The organism is Pseudarthrobacter sp. ATCC 49987, from assembly GCF_009928425.1.
GTDB lineage: Bacteria > Actinomycetota > Actinomycetes > Actinomycetales > Micrococcaceae > Arthrobacter.
Genome location: NZ_JAABNS010000001.1, coordinates 1,793,077 through 1,814,717, shown reverse-complemented (window position 1 = coordinate 1,814,717; position 21,641 = coordinate 1,793,077). Strand labels below are relative to the sequence as shown.

Here is a 21,641-nt window from a genome sequence, read left to right as displayed (position 1 = left end):
GTCGCCGCGGTAGGGTCGCGCGCCTCCTTGGCCGCTGTTCCGGCCGGGGTTAGGCTTCGGACGGCGCATCGTTGCCGGTGACTGGAGGACAGCTGTGAAATGGGATCCCGCCAAGTACGTGCAGTTTGGGGACTACCGGGACAGGCCTTACTTTGACCTGACGGCCCGGATCCACGCGGACGCGCCCCGTCATGTCGTCGACCTTGGCTGCGGTCCCGGGAACCTGACGGCCACCCTCGCCGGGCGCTGGCCCACGGCAGAGGTCACGGGCCTGGACTCCTCAGCGGAAATGCTGGCCCAGTCCGGCGGCCATGCGGATCAATTCGCCAATCTCTCGTTCAGCCAGGCGGATATCGCCGGCTGGATGCCCTCCCGCGACACCGACGTCGTTGTCACCAACGCAGCCCTCCAGTGGGTTCCCGGCCACCGGGACATGCTGGCCCGCTGGCTCGCCGCGCTCAGGCCCGGAGCCTGGTTCGCGCTTCAGGTGCCCGGCAACTTCAACTCGCCCTCGCACACGCTGATGCGCGGGCTTGCGGAGTCCGGGTCGTGGGCGGGCCGGCTCGCCGGGGTGCTGCGCCACGAGGATGTTGGGGGCGGGCCGGACGACTACCTGAACATCATGCTCGACGCCGGCTGCGATGCGGACGCGTGGGAGACCACCTATTCCCAGCTCCTGCCCGGTCCGAACCCCGTGCTGGAGTGGGTCCGCGGCACCGGACTCCGGCCGGTCCTTGCCGCCCTGTCCGCCGCGGATGCCCGCGCGTTCGAAGCCCAATACTCGGCCTTGCTGGCGGAGGCCTACCCGGCCGGCCCGCACGGCACGGTGTTCCCGTTCCGCCGGATCTTTGCGGTCGCCCGCAAGCGGGAGTGATCCGCAGGGGTTTCCGGACCGGCGGAGGGTCCGGAACCGGGTGACAACGGAGCACCGTGTGAGCGTGGTTAGAATGTCGGGGCAGCGTGGGGGCGGCTGCCGCGAACGATCCGATCAGTGCCCTGGTCTAGCGATGGAGGTTCGGTGCTTATTGGCCTGACGGGCCGGCTGTTGGCCGCCCACAAAGGTGCCGTGCTGGCCATTGTGGCCCTGCAGCTCGTGCAGACGACGGCCACCCTCCTCCTGCCCACCCTGAACGCGGGCATCATCGACAGCGGAATCGTCGTTGGCAATGTCCCGGTGATCCTGAGGCTGGGTTCCTGGATGGCCGCGATTGCCTGTGTGCAGGTTGCGGCGGCCATCGGCGCCGGCTATCTGGGCGCCGTTGTGGCGATGGAGCTTGGCCGGAAGCTGCGGGAAGAGCTGTTTGCGAAGGTGCAGTCGATGTCCTCCCAGGAAGTCGGCGCGTTCGGTGCCGCCAGCCTTGTGACCCGGGCCACCAACGACGTCGCGCAGGTCCAGAACCTTGTTGTCCTCGTTTTCACGATGCTCGTCGCAGCGCCTGCCATCTTCATTGGCGGCATCGTGCTCGCCGTGCACCAGGACATCGCCCTGTCCGGCATCGTCGTCGCGGTGATTCCGGTGCTTGCGGTCATCATGGTTCTGATCGTGCGCCGGCTCATTCCGCTCTACCGGCAGGGCCAGGAGCTCATCGACCGGATCGGCCGGGTCCTGCGTGAGCAGATCATCGGCGCCAACGTCATCCGTGGCTTTGTGCGGCAAGGGCACGAGATCCGGCGCTTCGACGGCTCCAACAAGGAACTGACCCGGAACAACCTGCATTCTGCGCTGCTGGTTGCCGGGATGATGCCGCTGATCATGCTCGTGGTCAATCTCTCCTCCGTCGGTGTGGTCTGGTTCGGCGGCCACCGGATCCAGTCCGGTGAGATGCGGCTGGGCGCCCTGACAGCGTTCATCGCCTACATCCTGCAGATCCTGATCGCGATCATGATGGCGATGTACGTCTTCATGACAGCCCCCCGCGCGGCTGCCTGCGCGGAACGAATCCAGGCGGTCCTCGACACCGCGCCGTCGATCACGGACGGCCCGGGGGGTGCTGCGCCCGAAGGCAACGCCGTGGAGTTCCGAAACGTATCCTTTGCCTACCCCGGCGCCGAGGCACCGGTCCTCGACGGCGTCAGCTTCACGGCCGTTCCCGGGACCGTGACGGCGGTCATCGGCGCGACGGGCAGCGGGAAAACCACCCTGCTGAACCTGCTGCCCAGGTTCCTGGACGCCACCGGCGGCGCCATCAGCATCGGCAGACGCGATGTGCGCAGCCTGCCCCTGGCAACGCTGCGGAACCTGATCGCCGTCGTACCCCAGCACTCCTATTTGTTCTCCGGAACGCTCGCCGGGAACCTGAGAATGGGCGCGCCGGACGCGACGGACGAGGACCTCTGGCAGGTGCTGGGAAGCGCGCAGGCCGAGGAGTTCGTCCGGAAGCTGCCGCAAGGGCTGCAGTCACCGGTAAGCCAGGGCGGCACGAACTTTTCCGGCGGCCAGCGGCAGCGCCTGTGCATCGCCCGGGCACTGCTCCGCGAGGCTCCCGTGTACTTGTTCGACGACAGCTTCTCGGCGCTTGACTACGGCACCGACTACCGGCTCCGCGAGGAGATGGGGCCGCTGCTGCGCACAGCCACCGTCCTGATCGTCGCCGAACGGGTCGCCACGATCGTGGATGCGGGGCTGATCCTGGTCCTCGAGGGCGGCCGGCTCGTGGCGCAGGGAACCCATCAGCAACTGATGGAGTCGTCGCCGAGCTACCAGGAGATCGCGGCCTCGCAGCTCGTCCTCGAGGAGACCCTGTGACCCCGGAACCGGCGCCCGGCGCCGGAACGGACACCCCCACCACCTCCGACGCCCGGGACCAGGCGCCGGTGGACACGCCGTCGGGCGGCCGGCCCGAATCCCTCCCGGCGGCAGCCCCCGGGGACGCCGCGAAGGGCAGCCGTTTCCGCTGGCGCACCGCCGGTCGGCTGCTCGGACTGCTGCGCCCGTCGAAGTGGCTGATGGCCGGTGTCATCGCCGCCACGTGCGCCTTTGTGGTGCTCAACGTTGCGGCGCCGAAAGTGCTGGGTGACGCCACCGACGTCGTCGTTGAGGGGGTGGTCGGGGGATCCTTCAACCATGCCGAACTGGCCGCCCTGCTGGCGGGGGTGTCCGTCATGTACCTGGGTGCCTCCGTTTTCAGCTGGATCCAGGGAACCCTGACCGCCGTGGCGGTGCAGCGCCTGGGCTACGGGCTGCGCGCTTCGGTGGAGCGGAAACTGCACGTCCTGCCGTCCAGCCATTTCGACGAGCAGCACCGCGGTGACGTGCTGAGCCGCGCCACCAACGACGTCGACAACGTCGCCCAGGCGCTCAACCAGCTGCTCAACCAGCTGATCATGTCGCTGTTGATGCTCTCCGGGGCCCTGGCCATGATGCTGTGGCTCTCCCCGGTCCTGGACGTGATCGCGCTGGCCTCCGTTCCGGTGTCCACCCTCATCACCGTCCTCGTGGCCCGGAAGTCGCAGGCCCACTTCACCGAGCAATGGGGGACTACCGGCGAGCTTCACGCGCAGCTGGAGGAGTTCTTCACCGGCCACGAGGTGGTCAAGGCCTTCGGACGGCAGGAGGCGGCCGCGGCCAGCTTCAAGGACGGCAACGACAAACTGGCCCGGGCCAGCACCCACGCCCAGTACGTGTCCGGCGTCGTTCAGCCCCTGATGGTGTTTGTGTCCAACCTCAACTACGTCACCGTCGCAGTCGTCGGCGCCCTCCAGGTCCTGGCCGGAGCCATGACCATCGGCGGCCTGCAGGCCTTCATCCAGCTCAGCAGGCTCTTCAGCCAGCCGATGGGGCAGATTGGCGGCATGCTGACCCTTCTGCAGTCCTGCCTCGTGTCGGCCGGGCGGGTCTTTGAGCTCCTGGATGCGCCGGAGATCCCGGCGGAGACTGCCGCGGGTGCGGCGCCGGCCCGTTCGGGCGATGCACCGCCCGACGCCGCCGGCCGGGTCGCGTTTGATCATGTCACCTTCGGCTACAGCCCCGGCTCACCGGTGGTCCAGGACCTGTCCTTCGCGGTTGAACCGGGCCAGACCGTGGCGATCGTGGGGCAGACCGGTGCCGGCAAGACCACCGTGGTCAACCTCCTGATGCGCTTCTACGAACTGGATTCCGGCCGGATCACGGTCGACGGCGCGGACATCGCCAAGCTGACCCGCGACGAACTGCGGGCCAACTTCGGCACGGTGCTGCAGGACGCCTGGCTCTTCACCGGCAGCATCCGCGACAACATCGAGTACGGCCGCCCCGGCGCGGGTGACGCCAAGATCGTTGCCGCGGCGCAGGCCAGCCATGTGGACCAGTTCGTCCGGGCCCTGCCCGGCGGCTACGCCACGATGCTCGGCAACGACGGCGACTCACTGAGCCGCGGCCAGCGCCAGCTCATCTCGATTGCCAGGGCGCAGCTGGCGGCCCGCAACATCCTGGTCCTCGACGAGGCCACCAGTTCGGTGGACAGCCGCACCGAGGTGCAGATCCGGCATGCCATGCGGCGTCTCCGGCAGGGACGCACCAGCTTCGTCATCGCCCACCGCTTGTCCACGGTCCGGGACGCTGATCTAATTCTGGTCATGGACCAAGGACGCATCGTTGAACAGGGCACGCACCGCCAACTCATGGCCGGGGGCGGTCTGTACCTGAAACTTTACGAGGCCCGGTTCGCCCGCCGCGAACAAGGCAAGCCCGCCCGGGAGCCGGGAAAGTGACGGCCATCGAAGCATCAACCTCCCCGTTCCCCGGTGCCTGGCGACCCAATCCGGGCAGCTCCGTCCCGCTGTTTGATCAGCTCCGGCTCACCATTATTGAACGGGCCGACAACGGGACCCTGGCGCCCGGGACCAAGCTCCCTGCCGTCCGGAGCCTTGCCGGCGAGCTGGGCGTGGCGCCGCACACGGTGGCCCGCGCCTACAAGGAACTGGAGGCGGCCGGCGTCGTCGTGACCAGGGGCCGGAACGGAACGGTGGTGTGCGCCCGGGACGAGGCCTGGAGTTCACTCTCCGCCGCCGCGGCCGGGTTCGCCCGTGCTGCGAAGGCCCAGGGCGCCAGCTTTGCCGAAGCCGTGCAGTTGCTGGCCGCCGCCTACGACCGGGAGTAACTCTCCGGTAGCACATCGGGCGGCGTTTCCCGGCCGGGGGCGCAGGCGGGAATAGAAATTCGAAGAAGTTTTCGATTAGCATTGATAGCGTGCCTAAAGCCGTAGCTGAAGATCCAGCCGTTGATTCCCAGCCCTCCGTTCAAATGGGCTCCGTCCCGATGGGCTCCGTTCCGATGAGTCCGGCAAAACCCGGCCGCGGGGAGGACTCCCGCCCCGCGGTGAAGCGCCCGGACATGTCCCGGCTCGTCGTCAAAGGCGCGCGGGAACACAACCTGCGCAACGTCGACCTGGACTTGCCCCGCGATTCCATGATCGTCTTCACGGGGCTCTCCGGCTCGGGCAAGTCCTCCCTTGCGTTCGACACGATTTTCGCCGAGGGCCAGCGCCGCTACGTCGAATCCCTCTCCGCCTACGCCCGGCAGTTCCTGGGACAGGTGGACAAGCCCGACGTCGACTTCATCGAGGGACTCTCGCCCGCTGTATCCATTGACCAGAAGTCCACCAGCAAGAACCCGCGCTCCACGGTGGGCACCATCACCGAGATCTACGACTACATGCGTCTCCTGTGGGCCCGGGTCGGCCGCCCGCACTGCCCGGTCTGCGGCGAGCCCGTCGCGAAGCAGACCCCGCAGCAGATCGTCGACCAGCTGCTGGAACTGCCCGAGGGGACCCGCTTCCAGATCCTGGCCCCGGTGGTCCGTGGCCGCAAGGGCGAATTCGTCGAGCTGTTCAAGGAACTCACTGCCAAGGGCTACTCGCGCGCCCGGGTCGATGACAAGCTGATCCAGCTCAGCGATCCGCCCAAGCTGGGCAAACAGTTCAAGCACACCATCGAAGTGGTCGTGGACCGCCTCGTGGTCAAGGAGGGCATCAGCCAGCGACTCACCGACTCGGTGGAAACCGCCCTCGGCCTGGCCGAAGGACGCATTCTCGCTGAATTCGTCGACCTCGACGCTGACGATCCCGAACGCATCAGGGCGTTCTCCGAAAACCTTGCCTGCCCCAATGAGCACCCGCTCGCGATCGATGAGATCGAACCGCGCTCCTTCTCCTTCAACAACCCCTTCGGCGCGTGCTCGGCCTGTAGCGGCATCGGCACGAAGCTCGAGGTCGATGAGGAACTCATCATTCCGAACGGTGAGCTGTCCCTCTCGGAGGGAGCAATCGCCCCCTGGTCACTCGGCACAGCAACCACAGAATACTGGAACCGTTTGCTCGGCGGACTCGCCAAGGAACTCGGTTTCTCGATGACAACCCCGTGGGACAAGCTCTCCGAGGACACCCGCCAAACCGTGCTGCACGGCAAGGACCATAAAGTTGTGGTGCAGTACCGCAACCGCTTCGGCCGGGAACGCAAATACAGCACAGGCTTCGAGGGCGTCATCCAGTACGTCCACCGCAAACACCTCGAGACGGACTCGGACTCGGCCCGGGACCGCTACGAGGAGTACATGCGGCAGATCCCGTGCCCGGCCTGCAACGGCGCACGCCTGAACCCGGCGTCGCTCTCGGTCCTGATCAACGGCAAATCCATTGCCGAAGTCGCCGCCCTGCCGATGCGCGAGTGCGCCCACTTCCTGGACAACCTCGTACTCAGCGGCCGCGAAGCCCAGATCGCGAACCAGGTCCTCAAGGAGATCCAGGCCCGTCTGACCTTCCTGCTCGACGTCGGGCTGGAGTACCTGAATCTGGAGCGGCCTTCCGGCACCCTGTCCGGCGGCGAAGCCCAGCGCATCCGGCTGGCCACCCAGATCGGCTCCGGCCTCGTGGGTGTGCTCTACGTCCTGGACGAGCCGTCGATCGGCCTGCACCAGCGCGACAACCGCCGCCTGATCGAAACCCTGACCCGGCTGCGGGACCTCGGCAACACCCTGATCGTGGTGGAACACGATGAGGACACCATCCAGGAAGCCGACTGGGTGGTGGATATCGGACCGGGTGCCGGCGAACACGGCGGCATGGTGGTGCACTCGGGTTCCTACAAGGACCTGCTCGAGAACACCGAATCCCTCACCGGCGACTACCTCTCCGGCCGGAAAAAGATTGAGATCCCCAAAAAGCGGCGCAAATACGACAAGAAGCGTGAGCTGAAGGTCGTCGGCGCCAAGGAGAACAACCTCCTGAACGTGGATGCCACCTTCCCGCTTGGACTGTTTACCGCGGTGACCGGCGTCAGCGGCTCGGGCAAGTCCACACTGGTCAACGAGATCCTCTACAAGGTCCTGGCCAACAAGCTCAACGGCGCCAAGCAAGTGGCGGGCCGGCACAAGTCCATCCAGGGGCTCGAACACCTCGATAAGGTGGTCCACGTCGACCAGAGCCCCATCGGCCGCACCCCGCGGTCCAACCCGGCCACCTACACGGGCGTCTTTGACAACATCCGCAAGCTGTTCGCCGACACCACCGAGGCCAAGGTCCGCGGCTACCTGCCGGGACGGTTCTCCTTCAACGTCAAGGGCGGACGCTGCGAGGCCTGCTCGGGTGACGGCACGCTGAAGATCGAAATGAACTTCCTGCCGGACGTCTACGTGCCCTGCGAGGTGTGCCACGGTGCCCGGTACAACCGCGAAACCCTGGAAGTCCACTACAAGGGCAAGACGATCGCCGACGTGCTGAATATGCCGATCGAGGAAGGCGCGGAGTTCTTCGCGGCGTTCACGCCGATCGCCCGGCACCTGCGCACCCTCGTCGACGTCGGACTCGGCTATGTCCGGCTGGGCCAGCCCGCGACGACGCTCTCCGGCGGCGAGGCGCAGCGCGTGAAGCTCGCGGCCGAGCTGCAGAAGCGCTCCAACGGCCGCAGCATCTACGTCCTGGACGAGCCCACCACCGGCCTGCACTTCGAGGACATCCGGAAGCTGCTGCTGGTCCTCCAGGGCCTCGTGGACAAGGGCAACACCGTCATCACGATCGAGCACAACCTTGATGTCATCAAGAGCGCGGACTGGATCGTCGATCTGGGGCCGGACGGCGGATCCGGCGGCGGCCGGATCGTCGCCTCGGGAACCCCGGAACATGTCGCCAAGTCCACGGAAAGCCACACGGCTGCCTTCCTGGCGGACATCCTGGCCTAAGACCGGCCCGGTGCCGGTGCCTGCGCGGTAGAAGCCGCAGAGGCGCCGGCACCGCCACCGCAGATACATTCCCGCCGGGGTATGCGAGTTTCTGGCATCCGTTGACTCGTGAGAAACTAAGCCGGTGACCCAAACAACAGTGCCCGTGATCTTTGACCTGGACGGCACTCTTGTCGACCCGGCGCAGGGAATATCGGACGGAATCGCAGCGGCCCTCACAGAGCTCGGACTCGGCATTCCCGGCAAAGCCCGGATGGATGCGATGATTGGCCCGAAACTCAGCCATTCCCTCACGGACATCGCGGGGGTCCCCGCCGAACAACTCGACGACGCCATCCGCATCTACCGCGCCCACTACCGGGCCACCGGAATCGCCCAAAGCAGGCTCTACCCTGGAATCCGGGAGCTGCTGGAATCGTTTGTCGAGGCCGGACGGCCCCTCGCAGTCGCCACCCAGAAGCCCGAAGGCATCGCCCGCACTGTCCTGGAGTACCACGGCATTGCCGTCCTGTTCCACACTATCCGCGGCTCGGCCGCGGACGAAGCGGCAGCAGCCGGGGTGCCGTCGGGCAAGGCTTCCATCGTGGCTGCGGCATTGGCGGACCTCTCCACCGGACATGGCCTGGACACACAGCATGCCGTCATGGTGGGGGACCGCGCACAGGATGTGGCCGGAGCGGCTGCCAACGGTTTGGACTGCATCGGCGTAGGCTGGGGCTTCGCTTCGGACGGTGAACTGGACGCCGCAGGCGCCGTGGAGATCGTGCACAGCAGCACGGCACTCCACGACACCATAGTCCGGCGGGATCAAGTGCCGGACGCCGCAGCGACCCCAAATGCAGTGAACCCTGACCAGAACCACAACGCCGTAATCGAGGTGCGCACCGATGGCAATGTTTGATGCAATCCGCTGGACCACGCGGGGCCTCGTGACCTCGACCTGCCGGCCCACGGTCATCGGACTGGACAACGTGCCCGAGGAGGGTCCGTTCATCGTGGCCCCCAACCACCTGTCCTTCCTGGACAGCGTGATAGTCCAGGCGCTGATGCCCCGGCCCGTGGCGTTCTTCGCCAAAGCGGAATATTTCACCACAGGCGGCGTCAAGGGCAAGGTGATGAAGTCCTTCTTCGAGGCTGTCGGCTCCATCCCGGTGGAACGCGGCGAGCAGGCCGCCAGCGTCCAGGCGCTTAAGACGCTGCTGGAAATTCTCGACTCCGGCAAGGGCGTTGGCATCTACCCGGAGGGCACACGTTCCCGCGACGGCATCCTCTACCGCGGACGCACCGGCGTCGGCTGGCTTGCTTTGACCACCGGCGCCCCTGTCATCCCGGTCGGACTGATCGGCACGGAGCACCTGCAGCCGGCGGACAGTAAGTCGGTCAAACCCCAGCACTTCACCATGAAGGTCGGCGAACCGCTCTACTTCGACAAGACCGGGCCGGACCACTCCCTGCCCGCCCGCCGGCAGGCCACAGACCGCATTATGGATGCGATAGCCGCACTCAGCGGCCAGGAACGCTCCACCAGCTACAACCAGAGCAAGACCGTCGAGTAGCTACTTTGCCGAAGTCCGCGGGCGAGATGGCTTGGCCCATTTCCGCCGCGGTCAGGCGTGTTGGGCATGGAAGTTTTCCAGGGTGGATTCGTCGAGTGGCTCTCTCCAGCCGGGGTTGTCCGTGTCTTGGGCGGGCCATGGGTGCCCGGCCGTAAACAGGTGCCAGTCCGGGAAAGGGTCCGGGGGTAGTTCGGAATCGGGATCAGGGCCGGGATCCGGCGGCAGGCCCAGATCATTGTCCGGTGGCGGGTCCACGCCTGGTTTCATGTCTTCATCCGAGGGCTGTTCCCAGCCCAGGAGCCCGTTCGTTTCCAGGATGCCGGGTGGCCAGTGGGGTGGTTCCCAGTCCTGCTGTTCGCTGGGGTAGTGCCTTCCGGATGGTGAGGTCCAGCCGGGCGGTGCGTCTTTGCTGGCTCCGGCCGGTGTCCAGGCTGAGTTGTGTTTCAGGCCGTGGTGTTTGCGGCACGGCTGGCCGAGGTTGGAGATCCCGGTGGTGCCTCCGTCGGCCCAGGCCAGGAGGTGGTCGGCGTCGTTGTCCAGGGACTGGTTGTTGCAGCCCGGGAAGGGGCACTTCCCGTCGCGGAGCCGCAGCCACTGCCGCACTGCCTTCGGCACCCGGTAGCTGGACCGGCCGATTTCCAGCGGCGCCCCGTCCCGCGGGTCCACCAGGACCCGGTAGAAGGAATCCGCGCCTTCGGCGATGAGGCGGCGGGCCATCGAGGGCGGGATCGGCCCGTACCCGTCCAGGACCGCCGGTTCCTCACCCGCGCCGAGCAGGGACAGGACGGGGACGGTGATCAGGACCTGCGCCCGCGGCGACGGCACACCCCCGCCTGCCACTTCGCCGTCGGCGAGTCCACTGCTCAGCAGCCAGGTCGCGGCGACATCGGCGCGCAACTGGGTCAGGGTCCTGGCCTCGTCCGGGCCCTGGAGGGCGCGGGCGGCGGAAGTGGTCCGGTCCCAGATCCCCGCCGCGGTATCGGCCGGCAGGTACGCGGAGAACCAGGCCATCCCGTCGGAGTCCGGGCGGTACTCGACCCGCCGGTCCGCAACGCTCTTGGTGTGGCGTGTCTCGATGCTGTCCCGGTGGTGGCGTTCGCGCCAGGTGCGGGCCTTGGCCCGGAACCGGGACGGGACAAGTTCCCCGGCCGGGCAGCCCCGGGCCGGGTCCGGTGCGGCCGGGTCCAGGAAGTGCGCTTCCAGCCCGGCCGCGCCGGCCGGGTCCAGGCTGCTGGTTTCGTCGACGATGATCCGGGCATGCGCCCAGGAAATCCTCCCCGCCGCCAGCGCCGCCAGGGTCAGCGGCAAACCCCTCGTCAGCGCCTGGCAGTCGGACAGGAAGACTCCGGCGACCCGTTCGCCCACGGTCAGGACACACGCGACCTCAGCCGTCACCGCCATCTCCTGGCACTTGGCGTCGTGCGGGGCCACCGCCGGGGCCGCCACAGCTTCGGTGGCCCGCAGATAGGTCGCGCCCAGCCGCACCTTCAACGACGCGGCCCGCGCCTCCCACCGGGCGACCTCGGCCAGGCCATCCAGGCAATCATCGGCAAGATCCCGCAACGGATCGTCCGCCAACGGACCAGCATCCCGGCCGGCGCTGGCCCCGGACGGACCACCGCCGTCAGCGCCGGCCCCGGCGACGGAATCCAGCGCCACAGTCAACACCCCGACAGCCACCAGGGCCTCCCTGCCATCCGCACTCCAGTCCGTGCTTTCCATACACCCAAACTAGCGCGCACCTCCGACAAGAAGGGGGCCTAGCTGCACTGGATGCCCAGGAACGTCTGGCCCGGCATGTTTTTCTGAATTTCGTGGGGGACAGTTGCCTGGGGGTTGCAGCTGCTGCAGTCGACGTGGCCCACGGGCCGCCCTGGAGTAACAGACCATGGGCTTTGCTGAGGCTGCCGGCTGGATCATGTCCTGTTCTGCCGCATCCTGCGGTGCTTCACTGGAACGTACGACGGCGGCCGCGCCGCCGTTCGCCGCCACCGGAGGTACTCACGTGCGCAAGATCATCCTCATGATGTCGGTCTCCTTGGACGGATTCTTCGAGACGGCCGACCGGGACATCAGCTGGCACCGGGTGGATGAGGAACTCCTCCGCCACTTAAACGAGCAGTCACGGACGATGGGAGCCTTAGGTTCGGGCGCGTCACCCTGGGCTTTGTTCGCCGCGCCTGAAATCCAGCCCGCCCCGCCCGCCGCCAGCTCCCACCAGCCCGCACCGTCCCGGGCACGGCTGCAGGCTCAGTAGACTTGAACCGTGGCAGATCCAGCGAGTTACCGACCCCAGACGGGTGAAATTCCGACCAATCCGGGCGTGTACCGCTTCCGCGACCCGCACGGCCGGGTCATCTATGTCGGCAAGGCCAAAAACCTCCGATCCAGGCTGAACTCGTACTTCGCCAACCCGGCAGGGCTGCTGCCCAAAACGTATGCAATGGTCCATACGGCCAGCAGCGTCGAGTGGACCGTCGTCGGCAGTGAACTCGAGTCGCTGCAGCTCGAATACACCTGGATCAAGGAATTCAAGCCCCGGTTCAATGTGATGTTCCGGGACGACAAAAGCTACCCGTACCTCGCCGTCTCGATGGGTGAGAAGTACCCGCGCGTCCAGGTCCTGCGCGGCGAGCGGCGCAAGGGCACCCGCTACTTCGGCCCCTACACCGCCGGTGCCATCCGGGACACCATGGACACCCTGCTGCGCGTGTTCCCGGTCCGCAGCTGCAGCGCCGGGGTCCTGAAGCGGGCCGAAGCCAGCGGCAGGCCCTGCCTGCTCGGCTACATCGACAAATGCGCGGCACCGTGCGTCGGCCGCATCTCCGCCGAGGACCACCGCGCCCTGGCCGAGGACTTCTGCACGTTCATGGGCGGCGAGGCCAAGCCTTTCGTCACCCGGCTGGAGAAGGACATGGCCGCCGCCGTGGCGGAACTGGACTACGAGCGGGCCGCGCGGATCCGTGACGACATCGTCGCGCTCAAGAAGGTGTTCGAACGGAACGCCGTCGTCCTGGCCGAGGGCACCGATGCCGACGTCTTTGCCCTGCACGAGGATGAGCTCGAGGCCGCCGTGCAGGTCTTCCACGTCCGCGGCGGCCGGATCCGGGGCCAGCGCGGCTGGGTGGTCGAAAAGGTCGAGGACTCCACCACCCCGGACCTCGTCGAGCATCTGCTCCAGCAGGTCTACGGCGAGGAGGCCGGACTGCAGGGCCGGCTGCCGCGCGAGGTCCTCGTCCCGACGGAGCCGAGCAATGCGGCCGAGCTGGCGCAATGGCTCAGCGGTCTGCGCGGGGCGAGGGTCGACATCCGGGTGCCGCAGCGCGGCGACAAGGCCGCCCTGCTCTCCACTGTCCGGGACAACGCCGAACATGCCCTCAAGCTGCATAAATCCCGGCGTGCAGGCGACCTGACCATGAGGTCCCAGGCGCTGCAGGAACTGCAGGAAGCCCTCGAGTTGCCCGTCGCGCTGATGCGGATCGAATGCTACGACATCTCCCACGTCCAGGGCACCAACGTCGTCGGCTCCATGGTGGTGGTCGAGGACGGCCTGCCGAAGAAGTCCGACTACCGGAAGTTCTCCGTCACCGGCGCCGCGGCGACCGACGACACGGCGGCCATGCATGACGTCCTGACCCGGCGCTTCCGGAACTACCTGCAGGAGAAGACGGTCCAGGCCGACGCCGCCCGGCAGCCGGGCCACCAGGCCATGCTCAACGCCGCGGCGGACGCCGCCGTCGCGCCGTCGTCCTCCGTTGCCGTCGCCGACACCACCACCCCGGCGCCGCGGACAAAATTCGCCTACCCGCCCAATCTTGTGGTGGTCGACGGCGGCAAGCCTCAGGTCAACGCGGCCGCCCGTGCCCTGGCCGAGCTGGGCATCGACGATGTGTTCGTCGTCGGGCTCGCCAAACGGCTCGAGGAGGTCTGGCTGCCGGACAGCGACTTCCCGGTGATCCTGCCGAGGGCGTCCGCCGGGCTGTACCTGCTGCAGCGCATCCGCGACGAGGCCCACCGCTTCGCGATCTCCTTCCACCGGCAGAAGCGCGGGAAGGCGATGACCGTCTCCGCGCTCGACGGTGTGCCCGGCCTTGGCGAGTCCAAGCGCAAGGCCCTGCTCGCCCAGTTCGGCTCGGTCAAAAGCATCAAGGCGGCCAGCGCCGAGGAACTCACCGGCGCCAGGGGGATCGGCCCGTCCCTGGCAGAGGCGATCGTCCGGCACTTCACCGACGACGCCGGCTCCGCCACCGTCCCCGCCATCAATATGACCACCGGCGAAATCCTGGAGACTTAGCTAGCACCGGGAAACTTAGCTAGGGTAAGGACTTGGGAATCGGCACGCGCGGTGATTCATCACACCGCGGACGCTTCCTAGCAGAACTAGAGCACAGCAGAATGGGGCTTCACTGATGGCAGAGTCGACGGCAGGATCCGGGACGGAGACGGACGGCATGACGCCGGTCAAACCCGTTGAGGCGGAACTGCTCGTAGTGACCGGCATGTCGGGAGCCGGCCGGAGCACTGCGTCGGACGCACTGGAGGACCACGGATGGTACGTCGTGGAAAACCTTCCCCCGCAGATGCTCGGCACACTCGCGGAAATCGTGTCCCACGCCCCGGGTTCCATCTCGAAGCTCGCCGTTGTGATGGACGTCCGCAGCAAGGAACTGTTCGCGGACATCCGCACCGCCCTGCGCAACCTGGAAGCCAGTGGCATCGGATTCCGGGTGCTCTTCCTGGACGCGAACGACGACGTCCTGGTCCGCCGGTTCGAGCAGGGCCGGCGCCCCCACCCCCTGCAGGGCGGCGGCAGGATCCTCGACGGCATCGCCGTCGAACGCGAGCTGCTGCACGAACTCCGCACCTCCGCCGACATTGTGCTGGACACCTCCGCGCTGAACGTCCACGGACTCGCCACCGCGATCACCGAACTGTTCAGCGAAACGGGCCCCGTGGCCCTTCGACTCAACGTGATGAGCTTCGGGTTCAAATACGGGCTGCCGGTAGACGCCAACTTCGTCGCCGACGCCCGGTTTATCCCCAACCCGCACTGGGTGCCGGCACTTCGTCCGCACACCGGGCTGGACAAGGACGTCAGCGACTACGTGCTGGAGGCACAAGGCGTCAGTAACTTCGTGGAACGCTATGTGCTGGCCCTCGAGCCTGTCCTGGACGGCTACCGCCGCGAGAACAAGCACTACGCCACCATTGCCGTGGGCTGCACCGGCGGCAAGCACCGCTCCGTTGCTGTCGCCGTCGAGCTGTCCCGCCGGCTCGCGCAGTACCCGCGCGTCACCGTGACCACCACCCACCGGGACCTGGGCCGCGAATAATGGCGCTGCTCACCGGGCCGTTGCCCCTCGTCCCGCCGGCCAGCGCCGCCTTCGCCAGCCAGCAGGACAAAGGCCCCTCTGTCGTTGCGCTCGGGGGCGGCCACGGCCTCTCTGCCTCGCTGTCCGCGCTGCGCCTGCTCACGTCCGAGCTGACCGCCGTCGTCACGGTAGCGGACGACGGCGGATCCTCGGGACGGCTGCGCGAGGAGTACGGCGTCCTGCCGCCCGGAGACCTCCGGATGGCCCTCTCCGCGCTCTGTGACGACACCGACTGGGGCCGCACCTGGCGCGACGTGATGCAGCACCGCTTCGCGCCCGGCAAAGGCCGCGGCGGCTCCCTCGACGAGCACGCCATGGGCAACCTGCTGATCGTGACGCTCTGGGAGCTCCTGGGCGACACCGTGGCGGGCCTCAAATGGGCCGGCGCGCTGCTGGGCGCCCGCGGGGAGGTCCTGCCGATGTCCAGCGTCCCGCTGACCATCGAGGGCCAGGTCCGCGTCTCCGCCCCGGACGGCAGCTCGGTGCTGCAGACCTTGACCGGCCAGGCGAAGTGCGCAGTGGCCGGCTCACTGGAACGCGTCCGGCTGCTTCCCGAGGACGCCCCCGCCTGCATCGAGGCGCTCACCGCGATCGAGCTGGCCGACTGGGTCATCCTCGGCCCGGGCTCCTGGTACACGTCCGTGCTGCCGCACCTGCTGCTGCCGGAAATGCGCGAGGCGCTCTGCAACACGGCCGCCCGCCGGTGCCTCACCATGAACCTCGCCACGGACACCAAAGAAACCCTCGGAATGTCCGCCGCCGACCATCTGCGGGTCCTCCGGGAGTACGCGCCGGACTTCACGATCGACGTCGTCCTGGCCGATCCGGCGTCCGTAACCGACCTCGCCGACTTCGAACAGGCGGCCGGGATGCTCGGCGCCGAGGTGGTGTTGGGTAAAGTGGGGGCGTCGAGCCGCCGGCCGATCCACGACCCGCTGCGTCTGGCAACGGCGTACCACGACATTTTCGGGAACAGGTAGGAAAGGTGCCATGGCACTGACAGCATCAGTCAAGGAAGAACTTTCCCGGCTGGACATCAAGAAGTCCTCGGTCCGCAAGGCTGAAGTGTCCGCCATGCTTCGCTTCGCCGGGGGACTCCACATCATCTCCGGCCGGATCGTGATCGAGGCCGAAGTCGACCTCGCCTCGACTGCGCGGCGGCTCCGTGCCGCCATCGCCGAGGTCTATGGGCACCAGAGCGAAATCATCGTCGTGTCCGGCGGCGGCCTGCGCCGCGGCAGCCGCTACGTCGTCCGGGTGGTGCGCGACGGCGAAGCCCTCGCCCGCCAGACCGGACTGCTGGATGCCCGGGGACGGCCGGTCCGCGGGCTGCCGTCCGTGGTGGTAAACGGATCCGCCGCAGATGCCGAGGCCGTCTGGCGCGGCGCCTTCCTGGCCCACGGCTCCCTGACGGAACCCGGACGTTCCTCCGCCATGGAGGTCACCTGCCCCGGGCCCGAGTCCGCTCTGGCCCTCGTCGGCGCTGCCCGCCGGCTCGGCATCCAGGCCAAGGCCCGCGAGGTCAGGGGAGTGGACCGCGTGGTCATCCGCGACGGCGACACGATCGCCGCACTGCTGACCCGGATGGGCGCCCACGACGCGCTGATGGTCTGGGAGGAACGGCGGATGCGCAAGGAAGTCCGTGCCACCGCCAACCGGCTGGCCAACTTCGACGACGCCAACCTGCGGCGGTCGGCCCAGGCTGCCGTCGCCGCCGGGGCCCGCGTGGACCGTGCCCTGGAAATCCTCGGCGACGACGTCCCGGACCACCTGAAATACGCCGGCGAACTGCGTGTCGCGCACAAACAGGCCAGCCTGGATGAGCTCGGGCGTCTTGCGGACCCCGTCATGACCAAGGACGCCATCGCCGGCCGGATCCGCCGCCTCCTGGCGATGGCGGACAAACGCGCCCAGGACCTCGGCATCCCCGGCACGGAAGCCAATGTGACGCCGGAAATGCTGGACGAGTAGCCTCTCCCCAGAAACAACTGCAGAATCGGATCGGGCCTGCGGGAATACCTCAGGGGGACCGGAGGCTATGCCCACTGGATTCCGATCCAGAGACTTCCGGGTGCCAACACATCCGGATGCACAATCCGAGAGTTACCAAACGGACAACCAGTCCACGACATTGGAGGATTTTGTGACCGAGTACGTACTGCCCGAACTGGACTACGACTACGCAGCGCTGGAGCCCCACATCTCCGCGAAGATCATGGAGCTGCACCACAGCAAGCACCACGCCACCTACGTTGCCGGCGCCAACAATGCCCTGGCCCAGCTGGCCGAGGCACGCGACAAGGGCGACTTCGCCAACATCAACCGCCTTTCCAAGGACCTTGCGTTCCACACCGGCGGCCACATCAACCACTCCGTGTTCTGGAAGAACCTCTCCCCGGACGGCGGCGACAAGCCCGAAGGTGAGCTCGCGGCCGCCATCGATGACGCCTTTGGCTCCTTCGATGCCTTCCGCGCCCAGTTCACCGCCGCGGCCCTCGGCCTGCAGGGCTCCGGCTGGGGCTTCCTCGCCTACGAGCCGATCGGCGGCAACCTGGTCATCGAGCAGCTCTACGATCAGCAGGGCAACGTCGCGCTCGGCACCACCCCGCTGCTTATGCTGGACATGTGGGAGCACGCGTTCTACCTGGACTACGTCAATGTCAAGGCCGACTACGTCAAGGCGTTCTGGAACATCGTGAACTGGGCCGACGTCGCCAAGCGCTTTGACGCTGCCCGCAAGAACGCCACCGGCCTCATCACGCTCTAAGCGAGCAGCCGCTTTTCCTGCGTGACGCAGTTCACGCGACCGTAACAAAGTTCACAACTCGAGCCGTTCGGTTCAAATCGTGGACGGTCCGCCCCCGCACTTGCGGGGGCGGACCAACTTAAACGTAAGATAGGTCACGGAAGGCGGTTAGCCTTCAGCAATGTGGCTGGTCGCCCTCCGATCTGTTAATCATCTCTGCCCAATGGCGTGCGGGATCTGTTAGTTGGCTTGAGCGCCTTCTCAACTAGTCGTGCTTGCAAGAGCACCAAGGAGACTGAAAACGTGACCACCCGTATTGGTATCAACGGCTTTGGCCGTATTGGCCGCAACTACTTCCGCGCCGCACTCGCCCAGGGGGCGGACCTCGAGATCGTGGCCGTGAACGACCTCACCAGCCCGGAAGCACTGGCCCACCTCTTCAAGTACGACTCCGTGGGCGGCCGCCTGAAGGAATCGATCGAGGTCAAGGACGGCAACATCATCGTCGACGGAAAGACCGTCAAGGTCCTCGCCGAGCGCGACCCGGCCAAGCTGCCCTGGGGCGAGCTCGGCGTCGACATCGTGATCGAGTCCACCGGCTTCTTCACCAAGGCCGCCGACGCGCAGAAGCACATCGACGCCGGCGCCAAGAAGGTCCTGATCTCCGCACCGGCCTCGGACGAGGACATCACGATCGTGATGGGCGTCAACGACGGGCTCTACGACCCCGCCGCGCACCACATCATCTCCAACGCCTCCTGCACCACCAACTGCCTCGGCCCGCTGGCCAAGGTTGTCAACGATGCTTTTGGCATCGAACGCGGCCTGATGACCACCATCCACGCCTACACCGCTGACCAGAACCTGCAGGACGGCCCGCACAAGGACCTCCGCCGTGCGCGTGCCGCCGCAATTAACATGGTCCCCACCTCCACGGGCGCGGCCAAGGCCATCGGCCTGGTCCTCCCGGAACTCAAGGGTAAGCTCGACGGCTACGCCATCCGCGTGCCCGTCCCCACCGGCTCCGCCACGGACCTGACCGTCGTCGTTTCCCGCGAAACCACCGTCGAGGAAGTGAACGCCGCCCTCAAGGCCGCCTCCGAGTCCGCAGAGCTCAAGGGCCTGCTGACCTACACCGACGAGCCGATTGTCTCCTCGGACATCGTCGGCGACCCGGCGTCCTCCATCTTCGACTCCGGCCTGACCAAGGTGATCGGCAACCAGGTCAAGGTTGTTTCCTGGTATGACAACGAATGGGGCTACTCCAACCGCCTCGTGGACCTCACGGAGCTTGTCGCAGCCAAGCTGGGCTAGGGTAAGACTCATGACATTTCACACCCTCAACGAACTGATCGCTGATGGTGTCCGCGGGCGGTACGTTCTGGTCAGAAGTGACCTGAACGTGCCGCTCGACGGCTCTTCAGTCACTGACGACGGCCGCATCAAGGCCTCCCTGCCAGTGCTGGCGAAGCTCACGGACGCCGGTGCCCGCGTGCTGGTCACAGCTCACCTCGGCCGCCCCAAGGGCGCCCCCGAGGACAAGTACTCGCTCAAGCCCGCGGTGGCGCGGCTGGCGGAGCTTGCCCCCTTCAAGGTTTCCCTCGCGGAAGACACCGTCGGCGACTCCGCAAAGGCAACGGCTGCGGCGCTGCAGGACGGCGAGGCCCTCGTCCTCGAGAATGTGCGTTTCGACGCCCGTGAGACCTCCAAGGACGACGCCGAGCGCGGCGCCTTCGCGGATGAGCTGGTGGCCCTCACCGGCCCCAACGGCGCCTTCGTGGACGACGCCTTCGGCGCCGTGCACCGCAAGCACGCCAGCGTGTACGACGTCGCCACCCGGCTGCCGTCCTACCAGGGCGATCTGGTCCGCACCGAAGTCGAGGTGCTGCGCAAGCTCACCACCGACACGCAGCGGCCCTACGTCGTGGTACTCGGCGGTTCCAAGGTCTCGGACAAGCTCGCCGTGATCGACAACCTCATCGGCAAGGCGGACACTATCCTGGTCGGCGGCGGCATGCTGTTCACCTTCCTCGCCGCCGCGGGCCACAAGGTGGCCGGCAGCCTGCTGGAAGAGGACCAGATCCCTGTTGTGCAGGACTACCTCAAGCGGGCGGCGGCCGCCGCGACAGAATTCGTGGTTCCCACGGACGTCGTCGTGGCCAGCAAGTTTGCCGCCGACGCCGGGCATGAAACGGTGCGCGCCGACGCGATTGAAGGCAGCAGCTTCGGCGCCCAGGGCATCGGCCTGGACATCGGACCGGAATCCGCCGCCGCTTTCGCGGAACGGATCAGGGGCGCCAGGACGGTGTTCTGGAACGGACCCATGGGTGTGTTCGAGTTCCCGGCGTTTGCCGCCGGCACAAGGGCTATCGCCCAGGCGCTGACAGAGACCGGCGCATTCACCGTTGTCGGAGGCGGCGACTCCGCTGCTGCCGTCCGGACGCTCGGCTTCGCCGATGACCAGTTCGGGCATATTTCCACTGGCGGCGGCGCCAGCCTGGAGTACCTCGAAGGCAAGGAACTCCCGGGCCTGAGCGTCCTGGACCGCTAGACCCTCCAGCCGGCAGGGTGCCCTGTCCCCGGACGGGGCACCCTGCCGGCTGTTCCACTGCTACGAACTTTTGGAGACCACGTGACCACGTCAACCAACGGAAAATTCGACCGCACGCCCTTCATTGCAGGCAACTGGAAGATGAACATGGACCACGTCCAGGGCATTACCCTACTGCAGAAGCTGGCCTGGACCCTGTCCGACGCCAAGCACGACTACAGCCGGGTGGAGGTTGCCGTTTTCCCCCCGTTCACTGATCTCCGCGGCGTCCAGACCCTGGTCCAGGGCGATGAACTCAAGGTTGTCTACGGGGGCCAGGACCTCTCTCCGGCCGACTCCGGCGCCTACACCGGCGACATCTCCGGGCAGTTCCTGGCCAAGCTTGGCTGCAGCTACGTCCTGGTCGGCCACAGCGAACGCCGCACCATCCACCACGAGACCGATGAGGAGCTGAACGCCAAGACCAAGGCTGCCTTCCGTCACGGCATCACCCCCGTCCTGTGCGCCGGTGAAGGCCTCGAAATCCGGCAGGCCGGAACGCATGTGGACCACACGCTCGCGCAGCTCCGCGCCGGCGTCGCGGGCCTCACGCCCGAGCAGGCCGCCGCGCTCGTCGTCGCCTACGAGCCGGTCTGGGCCATCGGCACCGGCGAAGTTGCCGGTCCCGAGGATGCGCAGGAAATGTGCGCCGCCATCCGGGCCGAACTCGCCACGCTCTTCGGTGCAGACGTCGCCAACAAGACCCGGCTCCTCTACGGCGGTTCCGTCAAGGCCAACAACGCCGCCTCGATCCTCAAGGAACGCGACGTGGACGGATTGCTTGTCGGCGGTGCCAGCCTGGATGCCGCCGAGTTTGCTAATATTGTCAGGTTCGAGAGTCACCTGCTGACGGATTAGTCCGGACACCGTAGTGGCCCCCGCAATCCAAATCTTCTGAAAGGCCGTCGTGGACGTTCTTCATGTCATTCTGCAGGTCCTCCTGGGCATCACCAGCCTTCTGCTGACCTTGCTCATCCTGCTCCACAAGGGCCGCGGTGGCGGCCTGTCCGACATGTTCGGCGGCGGCATGACCTCGGGCCTCAGTTCCTCCGGCGTGGCCGAACGGAACTTGAACCGCTTCACCGTCATCCTCGGCGTCACCTGGGGCGCCGTGATCATCGGCCTGGGCCTGATCATGCGGTTCACCGGCGGCGGCGACTCCTAGGACACCGTCCCAAGAACTTCATAAAGGGTCCTGTGGCCCTCCCGGCATCGGGAATTCCGG

The 21,641-nt window shown here is 67.0% G+C and carries 18 protein-coding genes; 17 read left to right on the top strand and 1 reads right to left on the bottom strand.

Annotated elements, in window-relative coordinates; genetic code table 11:
• The first annotated feature begins 94 nt into the window (after positions 1 to 94).
• From GXK59_RS08615 to GXK59_RS08585, 7 genes are all read left to right on the top strand, one after another.
• Positions 95 to 874, top strand: coding sequence for a trans-aconitate 2-methyltransferase (locus tag GXK59_RS08615; RefSeq protein ID WP_160666013.1), 780 nt, complete (start codon positions 95 to 97; stop codon positions 872 to 874).
• Positions 875 to 1,018: 144 nt separating this feature from the next.
• The gene (locus tag GXK59_RS08610; protein ID WP_160666011.1) at positions 1,019 to 2,746 is read left to right on the top strand and encodes an ABC transporter ATP-binding protein; all 1,728 of its coding nucleotides are present in this window, start codon (positions 1,019 to 1,021) and stop codon (positions 2,744 to 2,746) included.
• Between the two features lie 200 nt (positions 2,747 to 2,946).
• Complete coding sequence (locus GXK59_RS08605) at positions 2,947 to 4,689, top strand: ABC transporter ATP-binding protein (RefSeq protein ID WP_160669060.1); 1,743 nt, start codon at positions 2,947 to 2,949, stop codon at positions 4,687 to 4,689.
• Positions 4,686 to 5,078, top strand: coding sequence for a GntR family transcriptional regulator (locus GXK59_RS08600; RefSeq protein ID WP_160666009.1), 393 nt, complete (start codon positions 4,686 to 4,688; stop codon positions 5,076 to 5,078). Before GXK59_RS08605 ends, GXK59_RS08600 begins: the two co-directional genes overlap by 4 nt.
• A gap of 89 nt (positions 5,079 to 5,167) precedes the next feature.
• On the top strand, positions 5,168 to 8,152 hold the full coding sequence (uvrA, locus tag GXK59_RS08595; RefSeq protein ID WP_443094274.1) for an excinuclease ABC subunit UvrA: 2,985 nt from the start codon (positions 5,168 to 5,170) through the stop codon (positions 8,150 to 8,152).
• Between the two features lie 124 nt (positions 8,153 to 8,276).
• The gene (locus tag GXK59_RS08590; RefSeq protein WP_160666007.1) at positions 8,277 to 9,053 is read left to right on the top strand and encodes an HAD hydrolase-like protein; all 777 of its coding nucleotides are present in this window, start codon (positions 8,277 to 8,279) and stop codon (positions 9,051 to 9,053) included.
• Positions 9,040 to 9,708: a lysophospholipid acyltransferase family protein gene (locus GXK59_RS08585; protein ID WP_160666005.1), complete on the top strand. Its 669-nt coding sequence runs from the start codon at positions 9,040 to 9,042 to the stop codon at positions 9,706 to 9,708. Before GXK59_RS08590 ends, GXK59_RS08585 begins: the two co-directional genes overlap by 14 nt.
• 51 nt (positions 9,709 to 9,759) lie before the next feature.
• Here GXK59_RS08585 and GXK59_RS08580 read toward each other — a convergent pair whose 3' ends face one another.
• Positions 9,760 to 11,430: an HNH endonuclease signature motif containing protein gene (locus GXK59_RS08580; RefSeq protein WP_160666003.1), complete on the bottom strand. Its 1,671-nt coding sequence runs from the start codon at positions 11,428 to 11,430 to the stop codon at positions 9,760 to 9,762.
• Positions 11,431 to 11,596: 166 nt separating this feature from the next.
• On the opposite strand from GXK59_RS08580, the gene GXK59_RS20655 reads away from it, so the two are divergent.
• The 10 genes from GXK59_RS20655 to secG all read left to right on the top strand — a co-directional run bounded on the left by GXK59_RS20655 (position 11,597) and on the right by secG (position 21,581).
• A complete protein-coding gene (locus tag GXK59_RS20655; protein ID WP_237393826.1) occupies positions 11,597 to 11,965 on the top strand; it encodes a hypothetical protein in 369 nt (122 codons plus the stop codon).
• Between the two features lie 9 nt (positions 11,966 to 11,974).
• Positions 11,975 to 14,002 carry an excinuclease ABC subunit UvrC gene (gene uvrC / locus GXK59_RS08570; protein WP_160666001.1) on the top strand — a complete coding sequence of 676 codons (2,028 nt, stop codon included), beginning with the start codon at positions 11,975 to 11,977 and terminating at the stop codon, positions 14,000 to 14,002.
• 115 nt (positions 14,003 to 14,117) lie between these two features.
• On the top strand, positions 14,118 to 15,041 hold the full coding sequence (rapZ, locus tag GXK59_RS08565; protein WP_160665999.1) for an RNase adapter RapZ: 924 nt from the start codon (positions 14,118 to 14,120) through the stop codon (positions 15,039 to 15,041).
• Positions 15,041 to 16,060, top strand: a complete 1,020-nt coding sequence (locus GXK59_RS08560) for a gluconeogenesis factor YvcK family protein (protein WP_160665997.1) — start codon at positions 15,041 to 15,043, stop codon at positions 16,058 to 16,060. Before rapZ ends, GXK59_RS08560 begins: the two co-directional genes overlap by 1 nt.
• 10 nt (positions 16,061 to 16,070) lie before the next feature.
• The gene (gene whiA, locus GXK59_RS08555) at positions 16,071 to 17,051 is read left to right on the top strand and encodes a DNA-binding protein WhiA (RefSeq protein WP_066438143.1); all 981 of its coding nucleotides are present in this window, start codon (positions 16,071 to 16,073) and stop codon (positions 17,049 to 17,051) included.
• Between the two features lie 172 nt (positions 17,052 to 17,223).
• The gene (locus GXK59_RS08550) at positions 17,224 to 17,847 is read left to right on the top strand and encodes a superoxide dismutase (protein WP_160665995.1); all 624 of its coding nucleotides are present in this window, start codon (positions 17,224 to 17,226) and stop codon (positions 17,845 to 17,847) included.
• A 282-nt stretch (positions 17,848 to 18,129) separates the two neighbouring features.
• Complete coding sequence (gap, locus tag GXK59_RS08545) at positions 18,130 to 19,140, top strand: type I glyceraldehyde-3-phosphate dehydrogenase (protein ID WP_160665993.1); 1,011 nt, start codon at positions 18,130 to 18,132, stop codon at positions 19,138 to 19,140.
• Positions 19,141 to 19,150: 10 nt separating this feature from the next.
• On the top strand, positions 19,151 to 20,377 hold the full coding sequence (locus tag GXK59_RS08540) for a phosphoglycerate kinase (protein ID WP_160665991.1): 1,227 nt from the start codon (positions 19,151 to 19,153) through the stop codon (positions 20,375 to 20,377).
• A gap of 81 nt (positions 20,378 to 20,458) precedes the next feature.
• Complete coding sequence (tpiA, locus tag GXK59_RS08535; RefSeq protein ID WP_160665989.1) at positions 20,459 to 21,274, top strand: triose-phosphate isomerase; 816 nt, start codon at positions 20,459 to 20,461, stop codon at positions 21,272 to 21,274.
• 49 nt (positions 21,275 to 21,323) lie between these two features.
• The gene (gene secG / locus GXK59_RS08530) at positions 21,324 to 21,581 is read left to right on the top strand and encodes a preprotein translocase subunit SecG (protein WP_160665987.1); all 258 of its coding nucleotides are present in this window, start codon (positions 21,324 to 21,326) and stop codon (positions 21,579 to 21,581) included.
• Positions 21,582 to 21,641 lie beyond the last annotated feature (60 nt).

What these genes read in the sequence shown, in the direction of transcription:
- rapZ (WP_160665999.1), top strand. Translation starts at nt 14,118, where the DNA reads ATGGCAGAGTCGACGGCAGGATCCGGGACGGAGACGGACGGCATGACG.
- GXK59_RS08585 (WP_160666005.1), top strand. Translation starts at nt 9,040, where the DNA reads ATGGCAATGTTTGATGCAATCCGCTGGACCACGCGGGGCCTCGTGACC.
- whiA (WP_066438143.1), top strand. Translation starts at nt 16,071, where the DNA reads ATGGCACTGACAGCATCAGTCAAGGAAGAACTTTCCCGGCTGGACATC.
- GXK59_RS08540 (WP_160665991.1), top strand. Translation starts at nt 19,151, where the DNA reads ATGACATTTCACACCCTCAACGAACTGATCGCTGATGGTGTCCGCGGG.
- GXK59_RS20655 (WP_237393826.1), top strand. Translation starts at nt 11,597, where the DNA reads ATGGGCTTTGCTGAGGCTGCCGGCTGGATCATGTCCTGTTCTGCCGCA.
- GXK59_RS08605 (WP_160669060.1), top strand. Translation starts at nt 2,947, where the DNA reads ATGGCCGGTGTCATCGCCGCCACGTGCGCCTTTGTGGTGCTCAACGTT.
- GXK59_RS08560 (WP_160665997.1), top strand. Translation starts at nt 15,041, where the DNA reads ATGGCGCTGCTCACCGGGCCGTTGCCCCTCGTCCCGCCGGCCAGCGCC.
- GXK59_RS08580 (WP_160666003.1), bottom strand. Translation starts at nt 11,430, where the DNA reads ATGGAAAGCACGGACTGGAGTGCGGATGGCAGGGAGGCCCTGGTGGCT.